The following is an 18,548-nucleotide window of genomic DNA, read 5'->3' as shown; positions in this document are numbered from 1 at the left end:
GATGCCTTATGTGAATATCAAGGTGACCCGCGAAGGCGGCCCGGACGGCACCGGCCCAAGCGCAGACCAAAAGGCGCAGCTGATTTCCGGGGTCACCGGTCTTCTGCAGGACATTCTGGGCAAGAACCCGGCAACGACTTTTGTGGTGATCGACGAGGTCGCGCTGGAGGAGTGGGGTGTCGGCGGCCTGCCGGTGCAGGAATACCGGAAGCAGGCACAATGAAGACTCGGCTGACAGAGGCGCTTGGGATCACTTGTCCGGTGATCCAGGCGCCGATGGCCTTTGCTGCGGGCGGCGCGCTGGCCAGCGCCGTCTCCGGCGCCGGAGGGCTGGGCATGATCGGAGGTGCCTACGGAGATGCCGGGTGGATCGAACAGCAGTTCGGCACCGCCGCGGGCGCCCGCGTTGGATGCGGGCTGATTACCTGGAAGCTGGTGGAACAGCCGCATCTTCTTGACCGGGTGCTGGCACATGATCCGGCGGCGGTGTTCCTGTCCTTCGGCAACCCGGCGCCATTTGCGGCGGCGATCCGGGATGCGGGCGTGCCGCTGATCTGCCAGGTCCAGACCCTGCGCGACGCCCGGCAGGCCCTGAACTGCGGCGCGGACATCATTGTTGCACAGGGAGCGGATGCCGGCGGCCACGGCGAGGCGCGCGGCACCTTTGCGCTGGTTCCCGAAATCGCGGACGAGATCGCGCGCCAGAACAGCCAGGCACTGTTGTGTGCGGCAGGCGGTGTCACCGACGGGCGCGGTCTGGCAGCGGCTCTGATGCTTGGGGCGGACGGGGCGGTGATCGGCACCCGGTTCTGGGCCTCGCACGAAGCGCTGGTGCATCCGCGCATTCTGGAACGTGCGCTGTTGGCAACTGGGGACGACACAATCCGCACCCAAGTGGTTGATGTGGTCCGCGGTTTTGATTGGCCCGGCCGCTACAACAGCCGTGTTCTACGCAACCCGTTCATTCGGAAATGGCACGGCTCAGAAGACGCCTTGAAACTGGAAGCGGGCGTTGAAGCGGTAAAATGGGCAGACGCCCAGGATGCCGGGGACCCTGATGTCGCAACGGCATTTGCCGGCGAAGGCATCGGCCTGATCAGCTCGGCGGCACCTGCCGGCGACATTCTCGCGAACCTTATGGAGGATGCGCAGCAGTGTCTGGCTGGGGCGGCTTCATAGCGCGCGGCGAACCGGGAAGCGCTAGAAACACTTGTGCTGGAGTTTGCGGTGGCAAAGTTGGCACTTCGCACTCCAGTTCGGGCCGGAATTCGGCAAGCTTGTTGCACGTTCTCCAAGTGGCTGCGTTTCCTTTTACATTCCTGCGGCTGGCGCCCCTACGCGGCAACTATTTGACGGCTCGGAAAACGCCAAAACCTGCCATCACCGCATTTGGCATTAACGTCGGCTTTCGCGACAAGGCCTGAACTTTGCAAAGGCCGCTGCTCTGCTCAATGCTGACTTTTTTGCACTCCGGCCTGCTTCCGCTGCGAAGGTCCGCAAGGTTTCGCATCCCGGTCGCACGACCCCAGTTTCAAGCTGCACCCACGAAGAGCGCCAGCTCTTGGTCGCGGCAGCGCGGCGACAGTCGTGGCCTGAACAGGCGAAAGGGACGGGTTTCCAAGAGAGTACTTTCTGCGCTTAGCTGGCCTTGGTGCCGCCCGCAGCATGGCAGAAATTGCACTCTCGACTTTGAATGACCGCCTTCACAGACCGGAAGAGTTGCTTTCGCAGATGCAGCGTATTCACACCTTCCGTCCGACCTGCATGCGCACCCGTCTCGGCTATGCGGCAGGCCGGAAGTCCGCTTCGGGCTGGAAGCGGGCTTTCGCCGCATATACGAGCAGCGTTGCCATGAAACCAGAAGTCGACTTTCAGCTGTCCTCTATACCAGGCTTGGCACAGCGCGGAGGCCCCGCCATCCGACTTCCATTAGCAACACCTTCATTCGGCGGTAAACAGCTCTCCATTCAAGGGCGGAGCGCAGCCCCGCCAGGCCTCTCGAAACGGCGGCCTGCGGTTCTTCTTCACTCTCTTTCGGCTGATTTCCACGCAGAATTTTTTTATTCTTTGTGACCTTGTTCACAGGGGAAACCCGGCAAGCAGACTATGCCGCACCGATCCCGGCATCTTGTCTTGCGCCAGAGGATGCGCCGCCTGAAACTGCCAACTGGTGCGAATAGCAAGAAAACTGCCCTGAAGGAGTGAAACGCATGCGCTGGACAACCTCATTTGCATTTGCCGTTACCTTGGCTGCCGGGCTTGCAGCCTTGCCTGCGGCTGTGCGGGCCCAAGGGGCACTGAAGCCGGTAAAGCTGCTGCAAACTTCCCCGGCAGCATTGCTTCTGGAACGGCAGTTTTTTGGCCAGGTGGCGGCCAAGCAGACAGTGGACCTCGCGTTTCAGGTTTCCGGGCAGATATTGAGATTTCCGGTTGCCGAAGGCAGTGCGGTAGCCAAGGGCGGTTTGATTGCTGAGCTCGACCTGGAACCGTTCCAGCTGCAATTGGAGCAGGCTCAGCTGCGCAAAGAACAGGCCGACCGCACCGTCGCACGTCTGAAAAATCTGACCGGCACGGTCAGCCAGGTCTCAATCGACGACGCCGAGACCGAGGCCGGACTGGCGCGTGTGGCGCTGCGCGATGCAGAGTATGAATTCGAGCACGCCACCCTGAACGCTCCCTTTGATGCGCTGGTTTCCAGCCGTGAAGTGGAGCAATTCACCACCATCAGCTCCGGGACACCGATCGTGCGGCTGCACGACATGTCTGAACTGTACATCAAGGTTGATGTGCCGGAAGTTCTGTTCCAGAAAGCCGAGGAAAGCGACGTGCTGACAATAGTTGCAAACTTTCCCGGTCAGGACACTGATTACCCGCTGGAAATCCTGGAGTACGACGCCGAGGCCAGCAGTGTCGGCCAGACATATCAGGTGACATTCCGCCTTACCCCGCCCGAAGACCGCCAGATCCTGCCGGGGGCCTCGGCAACGGTAAGAGTACGGGTGGATACCGGCGATGCAGGAATCCGGGTGCCCGCCACTGCCCTGGTCTCAGCAAACGATGGCAGCACCGGTGTGATGGTCTTTACCCCTGCAGGTGCTGAGAAAGGCACTGTTGAATGGACGAAAGTCCGCGTCGAAGCCACTCAGAACGGCGATTTCCGTGTTGCGGATGGCCTGACCGGCAGCGAAGAGATTGTGCTGACCGGCGGCGGCGCACTGAAGGATGGCCAACAGGTCAGACGCTTTACCGGCTTCGGAAACTGAGGGCAGGCAGATGGACATTGCACGGGGGGCTATCGACCGGCCGCTCTATACCTGGATCATCATGCTGGCTGCACTGCTTGGCGGTATCTGGGGGTTTCTGAATTTGGGCCGTCTCGAAGATCCGGCCTTCACAATCAAATCCGCGGTCATCGCGACCCAGTACCCCGGTGCCAACAGCGAACAGGTCGCGCGCGAAGTGTCCGAGCCTCTGGAATCCACGATCCAGAAAATGGGCGAGGTCAAGCTGATCACGTCCGTGAACCAGCCCGGTTTTTCCCTGATCGAAGTGGAGATGCAGGATACTTACGACGGCACCGAACTACCCGCCATCTGGACCAAATTGCGTGCGGAAATCCGCGATGCCGCCCGCTCTCTGCCCGAGGGCGTCAGCCAGCCGGTTGTGAACGACGGCTTCGGCGATGTGTTCGGCCTGTTCTATGCGGTGACGGCGGAAGGATACACGGACGCAGAAAAGCACGATCTGGCGACCTACTTGCGGCGCGAGCTGCTGACGGTGGACGGGGTGGCAGATGTTGAAATCGCCGGATTGCCGCAGGAAGCCATTTTTGTCGAACCCACGCTGGCCGTTTCGGTCAATCAGAATGTTCCAATTGACGCAATCAGCAACGCGCTGGCTACGGCCAATTCGGTCCGCTCCGCAGGCAGCATAGACGCTGGGCCTGCCGAAACCATAATGCGTGCGCCGGAAGGCTCGGACTCGGTCTCCGAAATTCAAGGCCTCGCTATCGGCTGGCAGGGTGAAGTGGTCAACGTAATCGACATGGCCGATGTGCATCGCGGGCGCATAGACAACCCGGACCTGCTCATCCGTTTTGACGGGGTGGAGGCCTTCACCCTCGGAATCGCAGGTCTTGCCACCGAAAACATCGTCGAGGTGGGCAAGAACGTCGATGCCAAACTGGCCGCTCTGGACAGCCAGATCCCCTATGGCGTCGACCTGAAACCGATCTACCAGCAGCATGTGGTGGTCGAGCAGGCCTCCAACGATTTCCTGGTCAACCTGGCCATGTCGGTGTCCATCGTGGTGGTGGTTCTGGCGCTGTTCATGGGCTGGCGTGCGGCAATTGTTGTGGGCTCCACCCTGCTGCTGACGGTGGTCGGCACACTGTTCTTCATGAACCTGTTCTCGATTGAGATGGAGCGGATTTCGCTCGGCGCGCTGATCATCGCCATGGGCATGCTGGTGGACAACGCCATCGTGGTGGCCGAGGGGATGCAGATCGCTATGCTGCGCGGCCGAACCTCGCGCGAGGCTGCCCACGACGCTGCTTCGAAAACCCAGATCCCGCTGCTTGGCGCCACCGTGATCGGCATCATGGCCTTTGCCGGCATTGGCCTCAGCCCTGATGCTTCGGGTGAATTCCTGTTCTCGCTGTTTGCTGTTATCGCCATCTCGCTACTGCTCAGCTGGCTTCTGGCGCTAACTGCCACGCCGCTCCTGGGCCATTACTTCTTCAAACAGGGCAAAGCAGGCGGCAAGGACGCCTATGACGGTATCCTGTTCCGCACCTACGGCACCATCCTGCGGGCCGCGCTGAAGCTGCGCTGGCTGGTGGTCGCCGGCCTCGTGGGCATCACCGCGGTCTGTTTCATCGGGTTCGGCCAGGTCCGGCAGCAGTTTTTCCCGGATTCCAATACGCCGCTGTTCTTTGTCCATTATAAACTGCCGCAGGGCACCTCGATCCAGACAACCTCTGACCATTTGCAGGTGTTCGAGGACTGGCTCTCCAAGCGCGACGACGTGGTCTCTGTGGCCTCCTTCACCGGCCAGGGCGCCACCCGCTTCATGCTGACCTATACGGCGGAGAAGCCGAACCCCGGCTACGGCCATCTGATCATTCGCACCGAAAACCTCGACGCCATCCCTCCCCTGCAAGCCGACCTCGAGGCCTTCGGCCAGGCGCAGTTCCCCGAGGGCGAGTTCCGCACCAAGCGGCTGGTTTTCGGCCCCGGCGGCGGCGATCCGATCCAGGTGCGCTTCTCTGGCCCCGACCCGCGCGTCCTGCGCCAGCTGGGCCAGGAAGCCATTCAGCGGCTGGAGAACGCATCACCCGATATCCTGATCCCGCGCCATAACTGGCGCGAGCAGGAACCGGTGCTGAAGCCGGTCTACGCCACCGACCGCGCGCAGACTGCCGGCGTCACCCGAGAAAACATCGCCGACGCGCTGCAGTTCTCCACCGATGGCCTGCAGATGGGCGTCTTCCGCGAGCGCGACCGGCTGATCCCCATTGTGGTGCGCCGCGCACGGGAGGAAACTTACAACATCTATGATCAGGTGGTGTTCTCCTCCTCAGCCGGAAAATTCTTGCCGCTGGAGCAGATGATCGATGGTGTCGAAGTCGAGATGGAAAATACGCTGGTGCACCGCCGTGACCGGCTGCCGACTCTGACTGTGGGGGCCGACATCCCGCCTGATCTGACCGCCGCCACTGTCTTTGCTGAGATACAGGAAACGATCGAGGCGATGGAGATACCTCCCGGCTACCTGATGGAGTGGGGCGGTGAGCATGAAAGCTCGGGCGACGCTAACGAAAGCCTTGGCAAGCAACTGCCGGTGACCCTCCTGATCATGGTGCTGATTTCGGTACTGCTGTTCAACGCAATCCGCCAGCCGGTGATTATCTGGCTCCTGGTGCCAATGTCGGTGAACGGCGTGGTGATCGGGCTTCTGGGAACCGGCTTCCCCTTCACGTTCACGGCGCTGCTGGGCCTGCTCAGCCTGTCGGGCATGCTGATCAAGAACGGCATCGTGCTGGTCGAAGAAATCGACCTGGTGCGCGAAACTAGAAAACCTTTGCGCGAAGCCATCGTCGAAGCCTCGGTATCGCGTCTGCGCCCGGTGATGCTGGCGGCGGTGACGACCATCCTCGGCATGGCACCGCTGTTGACCGACGCCTTTTTCGTGTCGATGGCAATCACCATTATGGGCGGGCTGGCCTTTGCCACTATGCTAACGCTGGTGGCAGCGCCAGTCTTCTATCTGATCTTCTTCCGAGGCGTCGAAAAACGAGAAATAGCAGGCGCCTGATCGCGGCACTGCCTCAGGAACATCAAAGCCCCGGCCGAACGTGCCGGGGCTTTTGCTTGCAGTGATTGTTCTGAGGCCCAACCTCCTAACCCTTGGCTAACCGGCCCTCCTTCTTTGGAAAGAAAACGTTTCTCTACCGAGAGAGATTGGCTTCTCATTTTCTTGTCAACCGTTAATCTGGGCGGCATGATCCGACAGCTTCTTCCGATATCTGCCTTGCTTCTTGGGTCAGGACTTCTCCTGTTTGCGGGCGGAGTTCACGGCCTTATCCTGCCGGTAAGAGGATCGATTGAAGGGTTTTCCGCCAGCGCTCTTGGTCTTTTGGGAACTGGCTGGGCGATAGGGTACGTTGCAGGGTGCCTCATTGCACCGGTGATGGTTGGAGCGGTCGGCCACATCCGGACCTACGGCGTCATGTGCGCGCTGGCGGCGGTGACGATTTTGTTTCAGGCGATAATTGTTGAAACCTGGGCGTGGATACCGTCACGTGCATTATCCGGATTTTCTTTTGCCGGAGCCGCCATGATCGTCGAGTCATGGCTCAACGACAAGGTCAAGCCAAGCACACGGGGCACCGTCTTCGGCGTTTATACAATGGTGAACTTGGGTGCAGTTACAGCTGGACAGATGACCATTTCACTAGGCGATGCAGCCGGGTTCATCTTTTTTGCCATCGGGGCAATCGTATATTGCTTGGCTCTCATTCCAACAGCGCTTTCGACCTCGGCCTCGCCTGCGCCATTGACATCTGTGCAGCTTGACTTACCCGCTCTCTGGAGGAACTCACCTGTCGCGGTCACCGCCGTTTTTCTGGTTGGCATCTCGAACGCTGCTTTCGGAACACTGGCCGCTGTTTACGCGGGCCGTGTGGGGCTGTCGCTGGCTGCGATTGCGCTCTTCGCCAGTATTCCGGTTCTGGCGGGCGCTCTTGCACAGGTGCCTATCGGGATTGTCAGCGATCGCATGGACCGGCGCAAGGTTCTGCTGTTCACGGCGGCCATAGCACTTGCAGCCGACCTGACCTTTGTGTTTGCCGCACCCGAGTCCCGCATCATAAACCTTGTCTTGGTCGGGGCGTTTGGCGCGGCGATTTTTGCGATGTATCCGATTATCGTGGCGCATGCGAATGACCACGCGCCGCCGGGCACTTCGATCCAGGTCTCAGGCGGGCTTTTGATGGTCTTTGGATTGGGCTCGATTGTTGGCCCGCTGATCGCCGGTGTGGCAATGGGCGAATTAGGACCACAGGGCTTGTTCATCACAACAGTTGCCGCGCACTGCCTGATGATCGTCTTTACCGTCTGGCGTATTCAGGCCAAATCTGCTGTCCCGATCAGCGAGAAAACGGCATTTCGTGTCAGCGTACCTGCACGTGTCGTCACGCCTGAGACTGCCGCTCTTGCTGCTGGTGAAGACGAAGCTTCCTCCTTGGCTGAAGCTGAAAACCTTTCAGAGCCTGATGCTACACCTGTTTCGAAGGACGGCGCCCTATGAAACAGCCCACCACGGAATGCGACGGGCTAGCGCAAGGTGTAAAAGGTCATCCTGCTACCGCAGACCCTCCGGCGAGACATTCCACAAAACCTGTTTGCACAGTAAAAGAACGCCAGCATAGAGATTTCGGATGGAGTCCGCTGAAGGGCGGGCAGAGGCGATTTAATTGGGATTGGAATTGATCCGCCGCGATCAATCACACTGGGTGCTCGGTAAGAACGGCCGTGGGCTTTGCGCATTTTGTGTCAGGTGCTGGCCAGCCAGTTAAAAACAAGCCGCGCTCTGTCCGACGTTTGATTGTGAAGTTTGACGTAGAAGTCCAAGGGCGATTCAACGGTCTGAGGCAGCAGCTTGACCAGCTTGCCCGCGGCGACCATATCCACCGTCAGCCCCTCCCAGCCCAGCACTGCACCCATGTCGTCCTGGGCCGCCTGCAACGCAATGACATAGTTGTTGACCCGGTGGGCCGCCTTTAGTTGCCCGGTGTATCCCAGCGCGCGGGCCCAAGCGTGCCAGTCTGTCCAGCCGGTGTCTATTGCCTCTAGATGAATAAGGGGATTTGAGGCGAGGTCGCTGACGCTGCGGATTTGGTGCCGGGCGGCAAACCGCGGGCTGCCGAGGGCCATGATCCGGTCATGAAACAGCGCTCTGCACTCGCCGCTGCCCCGCGACATGTCGCCGTAGTGCAGGCTGAGATCGCAGCCGCCGGCATCCTTGTCCGTGTCGCTGACGATCTGGGCAACCGAGATGTGCTCGTAGCTTTTCCAGAAATGCGCCAGCCGCGGTGTAAGCCAGAGCGAACTGACCGCGGTGGTGGAACGGATTGTGACCGAGCTGTGCCCGTGCTGCGCGCGCAGTTGTTCAAACGCATCGTTTATCCCCTCAAACCCCTTTTGCAGCGCAACCAGCAGATAGGCGCCGCTTTCCGTCAGTTCGACCCCGCGGTGGAAGCGGTGGAACAGGCTGCACTGCAATTCCCGTTCTAGCGCCTTGATTTGATGGCTGACCGCTGCAGGCGTCACGTTCAGCTCCGCTGCCGCCAGCTTGAAGCTGGTATTCCGCGCGGCGGCTTCAAAACTGACCAGAGAGCTCATCCGAGGCAGATCATAAGGCCGGCTGGGCAAAGTGGTTTGATCCTTTTGTTTGAAAAGATGCAGATAGACCGAGTGTTTTTCGGGCCCTGGATTAGCTCAGCTAAGCCAAGCTGAGATTTTTTGCAATTGCCGGATAGCGCAATGACGCCAGAATGCAGCAACATTCACACTAGGCGCTGTATGCGGCTCTCCCGGCCGGAATGCCCTGCCGCCGCAGCCTGCCAGCCCGCAAGAAGGAGTTGCGTTATGAAGTCACATGCCAAGGTGGTTGTCGTTGGCGGCGGCTGTGTCGGGGCCTCGATCCTCTATGGCCTGACCCAGCACGGCTGCAGCGACGCGGTAATGCTGGAGCGCACCACGCTGACCTCGGGCTCCACCTGGCATGCGGCGGGCCTCCTGGTGACCTTCGTGCGCTCGCACAACATCTCCAAGATGACGATGGAAACCATCCGCATCTACGGCGAGGTGGAGAAGAAGCTGGGCACCTCCGTCGGGCTGCGCCAGGTCGGCCAGCTGCGGGTGGCCAACAGCCAGAAGCGCTGGGACGAGTTCCAGTCCTATATCTCCATCGCCGAGGCCGCGGGCGTGCCCTGCCGCCTGGTGACGCCGGAGGAGATCAAGGAAATCCACCCGCTGCTGGCGCAGAGCGCAAACATCCGCGGCGGCATCCTGCATGACCAGGACGGCTATGTGAACCCGGCCGACATCACCATGGGCCTGGCCAAGCTGGCCCGCGACCAGGGCGCGACCGTCTATCAGAACACCGAGGCGCAGGGGTATGAGAAGCTGGACAACGGCCACTGGAAGGTGACCACCAGCAAGGGCGAGATCACCTGCGAGCATCTGATCTTTGCCACCGGCAACTATGCCCGCGAGAACGCCCGCCGGGTGGGGCTGGACCTGCCCTGCATCCCGATCGTGCACCAGTACTGGACGACTGAGACCGTGCCGCTCTTGAAAGAGCGCCGCGCCGAAGGCCTGCCGGAGTTCCCGATCCTGCGCGACGAGGATTACGGCGCCTACCTGCGCGAGGATGTGGGCGGCTTCCAATTCGGGCCTTATGAGTTTGAAAAGGACCTGAAGCTGTTTGCCGAGGACCGGGTGCCGCCCGATTTCGGCGCCGACCTGCTGCCGGAGGATTTCGAGGCGGTGGAAACCCAGTGGGAGCGGGCGCTGGAGCGGGTGCCTGCCCTGGGCGAGGTCGGCATCAAGGCCAATACCCGCGGGCCGTTCCAGATGACCCCGGACGAGCTGCCGCTGTGCGGCCCGGCGCCGGGCCATGAAAACCTGTGGCTGGCGGAGGGCGTACCCGGCGGCATCCTGTGGGGCGGCACCATGGGAGAGCGGCTGGCGCGCTGGATCGTTGACGGTCACCCCGGCATCGACATGTCCGAAATCGACCCGCGCCGGTTTGGCGATTATGCCGCCAAGCGCTGGACCATGGACAAGGTGCGCGAGACCTGGGGCACCCATATGAACGCCCATGTTCCGGGCGAGGATTTCCCCGGCGCCCGGCCGATGAAGACGATGCCCTCATATGACCTGCTGACAGCGCAGGGCGCGGTCTGGACCACCTTCAACGGCTATGAATTCCCGCGCTGGTTTGCCAGATCGCCGGAAGAGGCGGTCCCCGAGCACAGCTTCCGCCGCACCAGCCATATGGAGCTGGTGCAGGAAGAGGTGCGCGTCACCCGCGAGGAGGCGGGGTTCATCGAGATGTCGCCGATGACCAAGTTCACCGTGCGCGGCCCGGGGGCGGCCAAATGGCTGGACGGGATCATGGCCAACAAGCTGCCCAAGGTTGGGCGGATGACGCTGGCGGTGGCGCTGAACCCGCAGGGCGGCATGGAGGGCGAATACACCATCGTCCGTTACGGCGAGAACGACTTCTACCTGGTCTCCACCCCGAACGGGCAGGTCTACAACTGGGATTACCTTTCGCGCCTCATGCCGGATGACGGTTCGGTCGTGATGGAGGATATCTCGGAAAAGCTGGGGGTGATTGCGCTGGCAGGGCCGAAATCGCGCGAGATCCTGCAGAAGCTGACCGACAATGATCTGTCGAACGAGGCTTTCCCCTGGCTGACGGCGCAGATGGGCGAAGTGGGCTATGCCAAGGGCGTTCATCTGCTGCGCGTGAGCTACACCGGCGAGCTGGGCTGGGAGCTGCATCATCCGGCCGGCTACAACCGCCATCTGGTTGATCTGCTGCTGAAAGCGGGCGTCAAACCCTTTGGCCTGGAGGCGCTGGAATCGATGCGGCTGGAGAAGTCCTACCGCGCGATCAACCGCGAGATCTGCAAGGACATGACCCCGATCGAGGCCGTGCTGGACCGCTTCGTGGCGCTGGAGGGGCGGCAGTTCATCGGCCGCGAGGCGCTGCTGCGGCAGAAGGCGGCGGGCGGCTACCGCACGCTGGTCACCCTGAAGCTGCCGTTCTGCGACACTTCGGTGCTGGCGGATGAGGGCGTCTACAAGGACGGGACGCTTATCGGCCGCGTCACTTCGGGCGGGTTCTCCTACTACTGCAACCACGACATCGCGATGGCGCTGGTGCCGCAGGAGTTCACCGCCGAGGGCACATCCCTGCAGGTGATGGTCCACAACGAGATGCGCGAGGCCGAGGTGATCGGCATCTGCGCCGTCGACCCAACCAGCGCACGCGCCCGGGCCTGATCCCGGCACCTGAAGGAGCTGAACATGACGGAACTGAAAACACGGGCGCCGCGCGGCGCCCGGGGCGGCCGTGCTGCGCGCGTCCAGGCCCGCACCAACCCAGCCCCGGTCTACCTGCCTGCGCTGAACCGCCAGGTCGGACCGATTGATCTGCTGGGTCCGGAAGGGGTGGAGAAGATCCACAATGCGGCGATGACGATCCTGGAGACCACCGGCATCGTGTTCCGCGATCCGGTGGCGCTGGCGGACTGGAAACGGGCGGGTGCCGATGTGCAAGGCGAACGGGTCCGCATCGGGCGGGACATGCTGATGGAGCTGATCGCCTCGGTGCCGTCGGAATGGGGGTATGCCGCCCGCAACCCGGAGCGCTCGCTGAGGGTGGGCAACCGGCATTCGGTCTTTGCCAATGCCTATGGCGCGCCTTTTGTCTATGATCTGGAGGGGCGGCGGCGGCCGTCGGCGCTGGAGGATGCGCATAACTTCTTCAAGATGAGCCAGATGAGCCAGTCGATGATGGTGCCAGGCATCCTGCCGGTGGAGCCGCAGGACGTGCCGGTGCCGCTGCGCCATCTGGAGCTGGTGCACGCGGCGCTGACGCTGACCGACAAGCCGATCAAGGGCGCGGTGCAGTCGGAGCAGGCGGCGCATGACACGGTGGAGATGGTGCGCATCGTCTTTGGCGAGGAGTTCGTGGACAGCAATGTTGTTCTGGCCGCGCTTTTGAACTGCAACACACCGCTGGTCTGGGATGAAACCATGCTGCAGTCCTTGCGGGTCTATGCGGCTGCCAACCAGCCCTGCCTGCTGTCGCCCTTTGTGCTGGCGGGCGCCTCGGCCCCGGCCAGCCCGCAGGGCGGCGTGGCGCTGCTGATTGCTGAAAGCCTGGCGGGCATGGCCTACAGCCAGATCATCCGCCGCGGCGCGCCGATGGTGCTGGGGGTGGCGATCATGGGGGTGTCGATGAAAACAGGCGCGCCGATGATGGGCTCGCCCGAGCCGGGGCTGATGAACCTGCTGGTGGGGCAGATGGCGCGGTTCTACGGTGTGCCCTGGCGGACCTGCACCATGTGGACCGGGTCGAAATCGCCGGACATGCAGGCGGGTTTCGATACCGCCAACACCATGTGGCCGGTGCTTCTGGGCGGTGCCAACTATATCGTGCACTCGGCCGGCTTCCTGGAGGGCGCGCTGGGGGTCTCTTATGCGAAATGGGTGCAGGACACCCTGCAGCTGGAGAACTTCCACCGCTTCTTCAGCGGCCTGAGGGAAGAGAACCTGGATGCGCTGCTGGGCGACATCGAGGCGATCGGCCCCGGCGGCCATTTCCTGGGAACCGATCATACCCGCGAGAACCCGATGCACATGAACCCGCTGCAGAACAACGACAGTTTCGAGCAATGGGAGGCGGAAGGCGCCAAGACCGCGGAGATCACCGGCCGCGAGGCGGCGCGGCGGATGCTGGATAGCTATGTGCAGCCGCCGATGCCGGACGATCAGCGCGGTGCGCTGGACGAATTTGTTGCCAAGAAACGCGCATTGTACCAAGCCTGACACTGCGGGCGCCAAGGCGCCCCTTTGACCCGGCACAAGGACAGGATTTGACCCCATGACCACAGCTTCGACAAAAACGCTCTCACTCGCCGAAGTGCGGGCATTGGCCAAATCCGTCCTTGTGTCCGCGGGCATGGATGCGGCGGGCAGCGATCTGATCGCGGAGATCGTCACCTGCTCGGAACGCGACGGCCCGCGCAGCCACGGGCTGCGAATGCTGCCGGTCTATGCGCAGAGCTTCACCTCCGGCTATGCCAATGGCGCCGCCGTCCCGAAGATCGAGAAGATCGCGCCGGGCGTGCTGCGCGGCGATGGCGGCAACGGCTATTACCAGATTGCCGCCGCCGCGGCGCGGCAGGAGCTGATCGCGCTGGCGCGGGAAAACGGCATTGCCGCCTTTACCTGCGCCAACTGCCACCACCTGGGCGGCCTGCGGTTTGACACCGAGCCGCTGGCCGAGGCCGGGCTGGTGGCGCTGGCGGTGATCAACTCTTTGTCGATGGTGGTGCCGCAGGGCGGCGTGCGCCCGGTGTTCGGCACCAACCCGATGTCCTTTGCCTGCCCGCGCGAAGGTGGGGCGCCGGTGGTCTGGGACCAGGCGGCCTCGATGGTGGCGCTGATGGATATCCGCATGGCCGCCGCCGAGGGCCACGAGCTGCCGCGGCCTGCCGGGCTGGATCCGGATGGCAACCCCAGCACCGACCCCAATGCGATTCTGGAAACCCGCAGCCTGCTGCCGTTCGGCGAGCACAAGGGCGCGGCGATTGCCTTCATGATCGAGGTTCTGGGCGCGGCCCTGGCGGGCGGCACGCTGTCGGTCGACAACCAGGAGCGGGAATCCTTCGGCGCGCTCAACATCAAGGGCGGCGCCACCCTGATCGTGATCGACCCGGAGCGGTTCGGAAATGCGGCTTTTGGCGATTATGTCACCCGGATCTGCGCCGAGATCGAGGGCAACGGCGCAGCCCGGGTGCCGGGCGACGGGCGGCTGAAGAAACGCGCGGCGGCAGAGGCGGACGGGGTCGCGGTCAGCACCGAACTGCTGGCGCAGCTTGACGCTTTGGCAAGTCCCGCATGAAACGGGTGGTGATTGCCGGCGGCGGCGTGGCCGGCATCTCCTGCGCGCTGGCGCTGCAGGCGGACGGGCACAGCGTCACCGTGCTGGAGCCCGGCCCGGTGGGCGAAGGCGCCAGCTGGGCCTCTTGCGGTTGCATCGCCGTGGGGGAGATTGTGCCGCTGTCGCAACCGGGCATGCTGATGAAAGTGCCGGGCTGGCTGCTGGACCCCGAGGCGCCCTTGTCCCTGCGCCCGGCATCGGCGCTGCGGCTGCTGCCCTGGTTTACCCGTTTCACCGCCAACTCCCTGCCCTCCCGGATGCGGGCGATTGCTGCCGATCTGGCCCGGCTGACCTTTGCCGCCACCGCCGATTTCAAGGCGCAGCTGACGGATATCGGCGCCCCGGAGCTGCTGGTGGAGCGGCCGGTGATCAAGCTGTTCGATGATGAGCGCGACAAGGCCACCATGGGTGCCGCCTTTGATCTGGCGCGCGAACTGGGCTGCACCATCGACGACATCTCCGGCCAGGAAGCCCATGAGATGGAGCCGGCGCTTGCTTCGGACTTCAAATACGCTTCGGTGTTGCGCGATTGGAGCTTTGTGGCAGACCCCAAGCGCCTGGTCGAACAACTGATGCGGGCCTTCGTCCAGCGCGGTGGCACGGTGGTGCCACTGGCCTGTGCGGGCTTTGAACGCGACGGCGCACGGGTCAATGCCGTCAGGGCGTCAGACGGCCGGCTGCTGGCTGCCGATGAGGTAGTGATTGCGGCAGGCGCCCATTCCAAGGGCCTTGCCAGACAGCTGGGCATCCCGCTGCAGCTGGAAGGCGTGATGGGCTATTCGACAGGCTTGCAGGATGCCGGTGTGGATCTGAAGCATACGGTTTTCTACCCTGCAGGCGGGTTCGGCATCACGCCATATGAGAATGAGCTGGCGGTTGCCGGAACATTGGAATTCGCCAGCCTCTCCGCCGCGCCCAAATGGCGCCGTGCCGATGTACTGGTCAAACGCGCCTACCGGGTGTTGCCGGGGCTTCAAGACAGCCGCCGCAGCCGCCGCATGGGCCGCCGCCCCTTCACCCCCGACACCCGGCCTATTATCGGGAGAACAGGCAGACTGGCCAATGTGTCCTTTGCCACCGGCCACGGCCAGCTAGGGCTGACGCTTGGGGCTACCACCGGACGTTTAATCGCAGATGTAATCGCCGAACGACCACGGGAGACCTGGAGCAGCGTATTCGGGCCGGACAGATTTCAGGGAACCTGAAATGTTGTTTTACCCATCCTTTTCCGCCGCAGCGCCTTGAATAGAAACACTTGGCGGGGCAAGCTAAGAATGCTGGTTTTGCAAAATTGCGCAAAAGCTAACTTTGCAATATCGCTCGCGGCCAAGGCCGCTGAAAACGCTAGTTTCCGCACGACCTCGGCCCTAGGCTGCCCTCCTGCGGCAGTCATCAATGCAGCATCCCGCTCGTCAAAGCTGCCGTTCATGCATCGCACAGCACTTTCGATAACAGAATGGCGGCAATTGCAACGAAACCATCGTTCGCTGCAATTGCAGCCTGGATAACCGAGAAGGTCAGCAATGCCCAACAGCACATTCGCTCTCGTTAGGCCGCAACAACGGGGTTTCATTGGGCTAACTGGCCATCTAAGGTTCTGCCTCCAGCGCATACAGCCGATGAGGATCCAGGATGCGCATCAATGTGGGAATCGCCGTGTCACTGCTGGTGGCGTTTGCGATTGGTGTGTCCACCTTCGTTGTCCACTCGCTTTGGTGGACGACTGCGCGTGGAAACAGCCGGATGCTTGCGGCTGAAATCAACAGCCAGATCGCCGATACTGTCCGGATCGAAGTCGGGCTGACCCTGCGATCAGCAGAGGCCGCGTGGGCGGCCGTGCGCACCATCTTTGTGCAGAACGTCATAGAGACGCGGCAAGCCGACAAGCGGGAGTTCGTCTTTTTGTCCCAATTGCAGGCGCAGCCCAACATTTCATGGATCATGTTCGGTTGGGAAGATGGAGATTTCTTCGCAGCCCACCGCCTGGGCGACGGTGGCCTGGAGATGATTGAAATCGACGATGCTATCCGGGACCGGATGCTGCGCTCAGACCGCTACATCTTCATTCCCGGCGACATCCAGTTCGAAGAACGCAGCTTCACTCCAACCGACTATGACCCTCGCGGCACCGGCTGGTTCCGCGATTTCATCGGCAGCGACGGCCCGGATTGGGTTGATGCGCAGGATTTGCCCGGCACCCGCAAAGAAGCCTATGCCTTTGCCGGCCCGGTCGACGTGTTCCGCAGGCGGCAAGGCGTATTGGCGGTTGTCATCGAGACGGACCGGCTGTCACGTTTCCTTGGCACGCTGCAGCCTGGCGGGTTCGGCGCGGCCTTCATTCTGGACGCGGACGGAAAGGTCATCGCCGCGCCTGACCCGAATGCGGATGAGATCACGCCTGCGCGCATGGGCGAGGGGGCGCTTTTTGAAGTCGCCAAACTGGCAGGGGAACAGCTTCTGGGGCCATCTTCTACTCGTTCAGGTCCGGATGCGGCGACCCGGATCGTCAGCGGCGGCGTGCCCCACGCAGTGGCGCTGACACCGCTTGGGTTCTACGGCTGGCGTGTTGCAACAGTGATCCCGGAATCGGCGTTTCTGTCAGAGATCGACCGTACCTTGATGCGGCTCATCTACGTGCTGATCGGTGCCGTTCTTGTTGCGACCGGCCTGGCTATCTGGCTTGTGCGGCGGGTCGTTTCAACGCCTCTGGCGCGGATCGTTGACGACCTGAACAAGGTCGAGCGCTTTGATGTTGAACAGGTCGAGCCCCGGAAATCCAAGCTGACGGAGCTTTCAGACCTTTCCGCCGCAACTGCCAGTATGGCTGCAGGGCTTTCTGCCTTTCGCAAGTATCTGCCGGCCGACCTGGTCCGGATGCTGCTGGCCGAGGGCATCAACACCCAGCCTGGAGGCAGCATGAAGCAGATTTCGGTACTGTTCTGTGATGTCGCCGGATTCACCGGCCTTTCGGAGCGGCTGGGCACAAAGATCATTCCGCTGATGGAAACTTACTTCAGTGCTGCGTCGGCTGCCATTACCCGCCACGAGGGCACCATCGACAAGTTTATCGGTGATGGGCTGATGGCCTTCTGGGGAGCGCCGCGCCGCAATTCGAGCCACGCTGAAAACGCCTGCCGTGCAGCTCTCGACCTTGTCTCGGCTGTCGCCGCGACCGGCATAAAGGACGACGCGGGCCGTCCGCTGCGCATTCGGATCGGTCTGAATTCGGGCGAGGCGCTGGTCGGGAATATCGGCTCTGAGCAGCGGCTGAACTACACGGCATTGGGTGACGCCGTGAACATCGCGAGCCGGCTGGAAGGAGCTAACAAGATCTATGGCACAACGATTCTGATCGGGCCGGAAACGCGGCAGGCGGCGGGCGGCAAGATCGTGGTGCGGGAGTTGGACACGCTTGCGGTGTTCGGACGGGCTGAGGGAATTGTTGTCTTTGAGCTGATTGCGATGTCCGATGAGTTAGAAAGTCCGCGGGCCTGGATTAATGCCTATGAAGACGGGCTTGCGAGGTACCGGCAAAGAGATTTTGACGCGGCGATTGCAGCCTTTGAGAGGGCGGAGGCCGAACGCGGCGGTGATCCCGCCTCTGCGGTCATGAAACGGCGTGCCGCCGCATTTTCCGTCGCGCCGCCAGCAGATGACTGGACAGGCGTTGCGATCGCCGACGCGAAGTGAGCCGTCAAGAAAAATGGCTAACCAATCTCCGTTTTCCAAACATTTTCAGGCAGGGTAACACCTGTCCGTTGGGTGCCGATGGCTTTGAATGCTGATCTGTCTTAGGTCACAAAGTGACTAAATGCATGCGGAAGCGGATATCCTGCATTCAGGCTTTGACGGGCTGAAATTCACCATCGAAACCGATATCCCGTTGGACTTCCGCACCGCCCTGGCTGATGCCAAAGCGGAGGCGATCAGGACCAACCGGGAAACGGTCCTGGAATTCGGTTCTGTTGCCCTCTCCGTTCGCCGTACAGGAGGCTCTGCCTTTTCCGCCCACACCGGTGAATACGGCGCGGAATGGTATTTTCTACCCCTACCCCGGACACGGTGGTGTTTCACCCGTCGATGGCGGAGGCCTACCGCGAGCGGGTGTCGCGGCTGATCAGGAGCCTTGGCTCCACCGCTGTCATGGAAGACGCCAAGGAGGCTCTTCGGGCTTTGATTTCGGAAGTGCGGATGGTTCCGGACGCAGACGCACCCGGGGGCCATCAGCTTGAACTTGTTGGGGAATTGGCTGGTCTGATGGCTTTGGGGGCGTCGGAATCGAAGAAGCCCCCGCTTTTTGC

Annotated in this window: 13 protein-coding genes and 1 pseudogene; 12 read left to right on the top strand and 2 right to left on the bottom strand. The window is 62.1% G+C overall.

Features of this window, described 5'->3' with window-relative positions:
* Position 1 precedes the first annotated feature (1 nt).
* The 6 genes from AB1A62_RS20665 to AB1A62_RS20640 all read left to right on the top strand — a co-directional run bounded on the left by AB1A62_RS20665 (position 2) and on the right by AB1A62_RS20640 (position 7,809).
* Positions 2-223, top strand: a complete 222-nt coding sequence (locus AB1A62_RS20665) for a 4-oxalocrotonate tautomerase family protein (protein WP_366663348.1) — start codon at positions 2-4, stop codon at positions 221-223.
* Positions 220-1,179, top strand: a complete 960-nt coding sequence (locus tag AB1A62_RS20660; protein ID WP_366663347.1) for a nitronate monooxygenase — start codon at positions 220-222, stop codon at positions 1,177-1,179. Before AB1A62_RS20665 ends, AB1A62_RS20660 begins: the two co-directional genes overlap by 4 nt.
* 486 nt (positions 1,180-1,665) lie before the next feature.
* Positions 1,666-2,073 (top strand): hypothetical protein, encoded by a 408-nt coding sequence (locus AB1A62_RS20655; RefSeq protein WP_366663346.1) that lies wholly within the window; start codon positions 1,666-1,668, stop codon positions 2,071-2,073.
* Positions 2,074-2,210: 137 nt separating this feature from the next.
* Positions 2,211-3,263, top strand: coding sequence for an efflux RND transporter periplasmic adaptor subunit (locus AB1A62_RS20650; RefSeq protein WP_366663363.1), 1,053 nt, complete (start codon positions 2,211-2,213; stop codon positions 3,261-3,263).
* A gap of 10 nt (positions 3,264-3,273) precedes the next feature.
* The gene (locus AB1A62_RS20645) at positions 3,274-6,315 is read left to right on the top strand and encodes an efflux RND transporter permease subunit (RefSeq protein WP_366663345.1); all 3,042 of its coding nucleotides are present in this window, start codon (positions 3,274-3,276) and stop codon (positions 6,313-6,315) included.
* A gap of 114 nt (positions 6,316-6,429) precedes the next feature.
* A complete protein-coding gene (locus AB1A62_RS20640; RefSeq protein ID WP_366663344.1) occupies positions 6,430-7,809 on the top strand; it encodes an MFS transporter in 1,380 nt (459 codons plus the stop codon).
* Between the two features lie 245 nt (positions 7,810-8,054).
* Here AB1A62_RS20640 and AB1A62_RS20635 read toward each other — a convergent pair whose 3' ends face one another.
* Positions 8,055-8,903, bottom strand: a complete 849-nt coding sequence (locus tag AB1A62_RS20635) for a LysR family transcriptional regulator (RefSeq protein WP_366663343.1) — start codon at positions 8,901-8,903, stop codon at positions 8,055-8,057.
* A 246-nt stretch (positions 8,904-9,149) separates the two neighbouring features.
* Between AB1A62_RS20635 and AB1A62_RS20630 the strand changes: the two genes are divergently transcribed.
* From AB1A62_RS20630 to AB1A62_RS20615, 4 genes are read left to right on the top strand one after another with little or no spacing between them, the layout of a single operon-like run.
* Positions 9,150-11,579: an FAD-dependent oxidoreductase gene (locus AB1A62_RS20630; protein WP_366663342.1), complete on the top strand. Its 2,430-nt coding sequence runs from the start codon at positions 9,150-9,152 to the stop codon at positions 11,577-11,579.
* Positions 11,580-11,603: 24 nt separating this feature from the next.
* A complete protein-coding gene (locus AB1A62_RS20625) occupies positions 11,604-13,130 on the top strand; it encodes a trimethylamine methyltransferase family protein (RefSeq protein ID WP_366663341.1) in 1,527 nt (508 codons plus the stop codon).
* A gap of 55 nt (positions 13,131-13,185) precedes the next feature.
* Positions 13,186-14,208 (top strand): Ldh family oxidoreductase, encoded by a 1,023-nt coding sequence (locus tag AB1A62_RS20620; protein ID WP_366663340.1) that lies wholly within the window; start codon positions 13,186-13,188, stop codon positions 14,206-14,208.
* Positions 14,205-15,452, top strand: coding sequence for an FAD-binding oxidoreductase (locus tag AB1A62_RS20615; protein WP_366663339.1), 1,248 nt, complete (start codon positions 14,205-14,207; stop codon positions 15,450-15,452). The genes AB1A62_RS20620 and AB1A62_RS20615 overlap by 4 nt, the downstream gene beginning before the upstream one ends.
* Here AB1A62_RS20615 and AB1A62_RS20610 read toward each other — a convergent pair.
* Positions 15,440-15,676 (bottom strand): hypothetical protein, encoded by a 237-nt coding sequence (locus tag AB1A62_RS20610; RefSeq protein ID WP_366663338.1) that lies wholly within the window; start codon positions 15,674-15,676, stop codon positions 15,440-15,442. The two genes, AB1A62_RS20615 and AB1A62_RS20610, sit on opposite strands and share 13 nt — an antisense overlap.
* A 203-nt stretch (positions 15,677-15,879) precedes the next feature.
* Between AB1A62_RS20610 and AB1A62_RS20605 the strand changes: the two genes are divergently transcribed.
* Together AB1A62_RS20605 and AB1A62_RS20600 are read left to right on the top strand one after the other, a co-directional pair.
* On the top strand, positions 15,880-17,937 hold the full coding sequence (locus tag AB1A62_RS20605; RefSeq protein WP_366663337.1) for an adenylate/guanylate cyclase domain-containing protein: 2,058 nt from the start codon (positions 15,880-15,882) through the stop codon (positions 17,935-17,937).
* Between the two features lie 342 nt (positions 17,938-18,279).
* A pseudogene (locus AB1A62_RS20600) lies at positions 18,280-18,548 on the top strand (recombinase family protein); the annotation flags it as partial.

The sequence above is a fragment of the Leisingera sp. JC11 genome (genome assembly GCF_040704725.1).
In the GTDB taxonomy this organism is placed as follows: domain Bacteria; phylum Pseudomonadota; class Alphaproteobacteria; order Rhodobacterales; family Rhodobacteraceae; genus Leisingera.
This window is presented reverse-complemented; position numbering and strand designations above follow the sequence as displayed.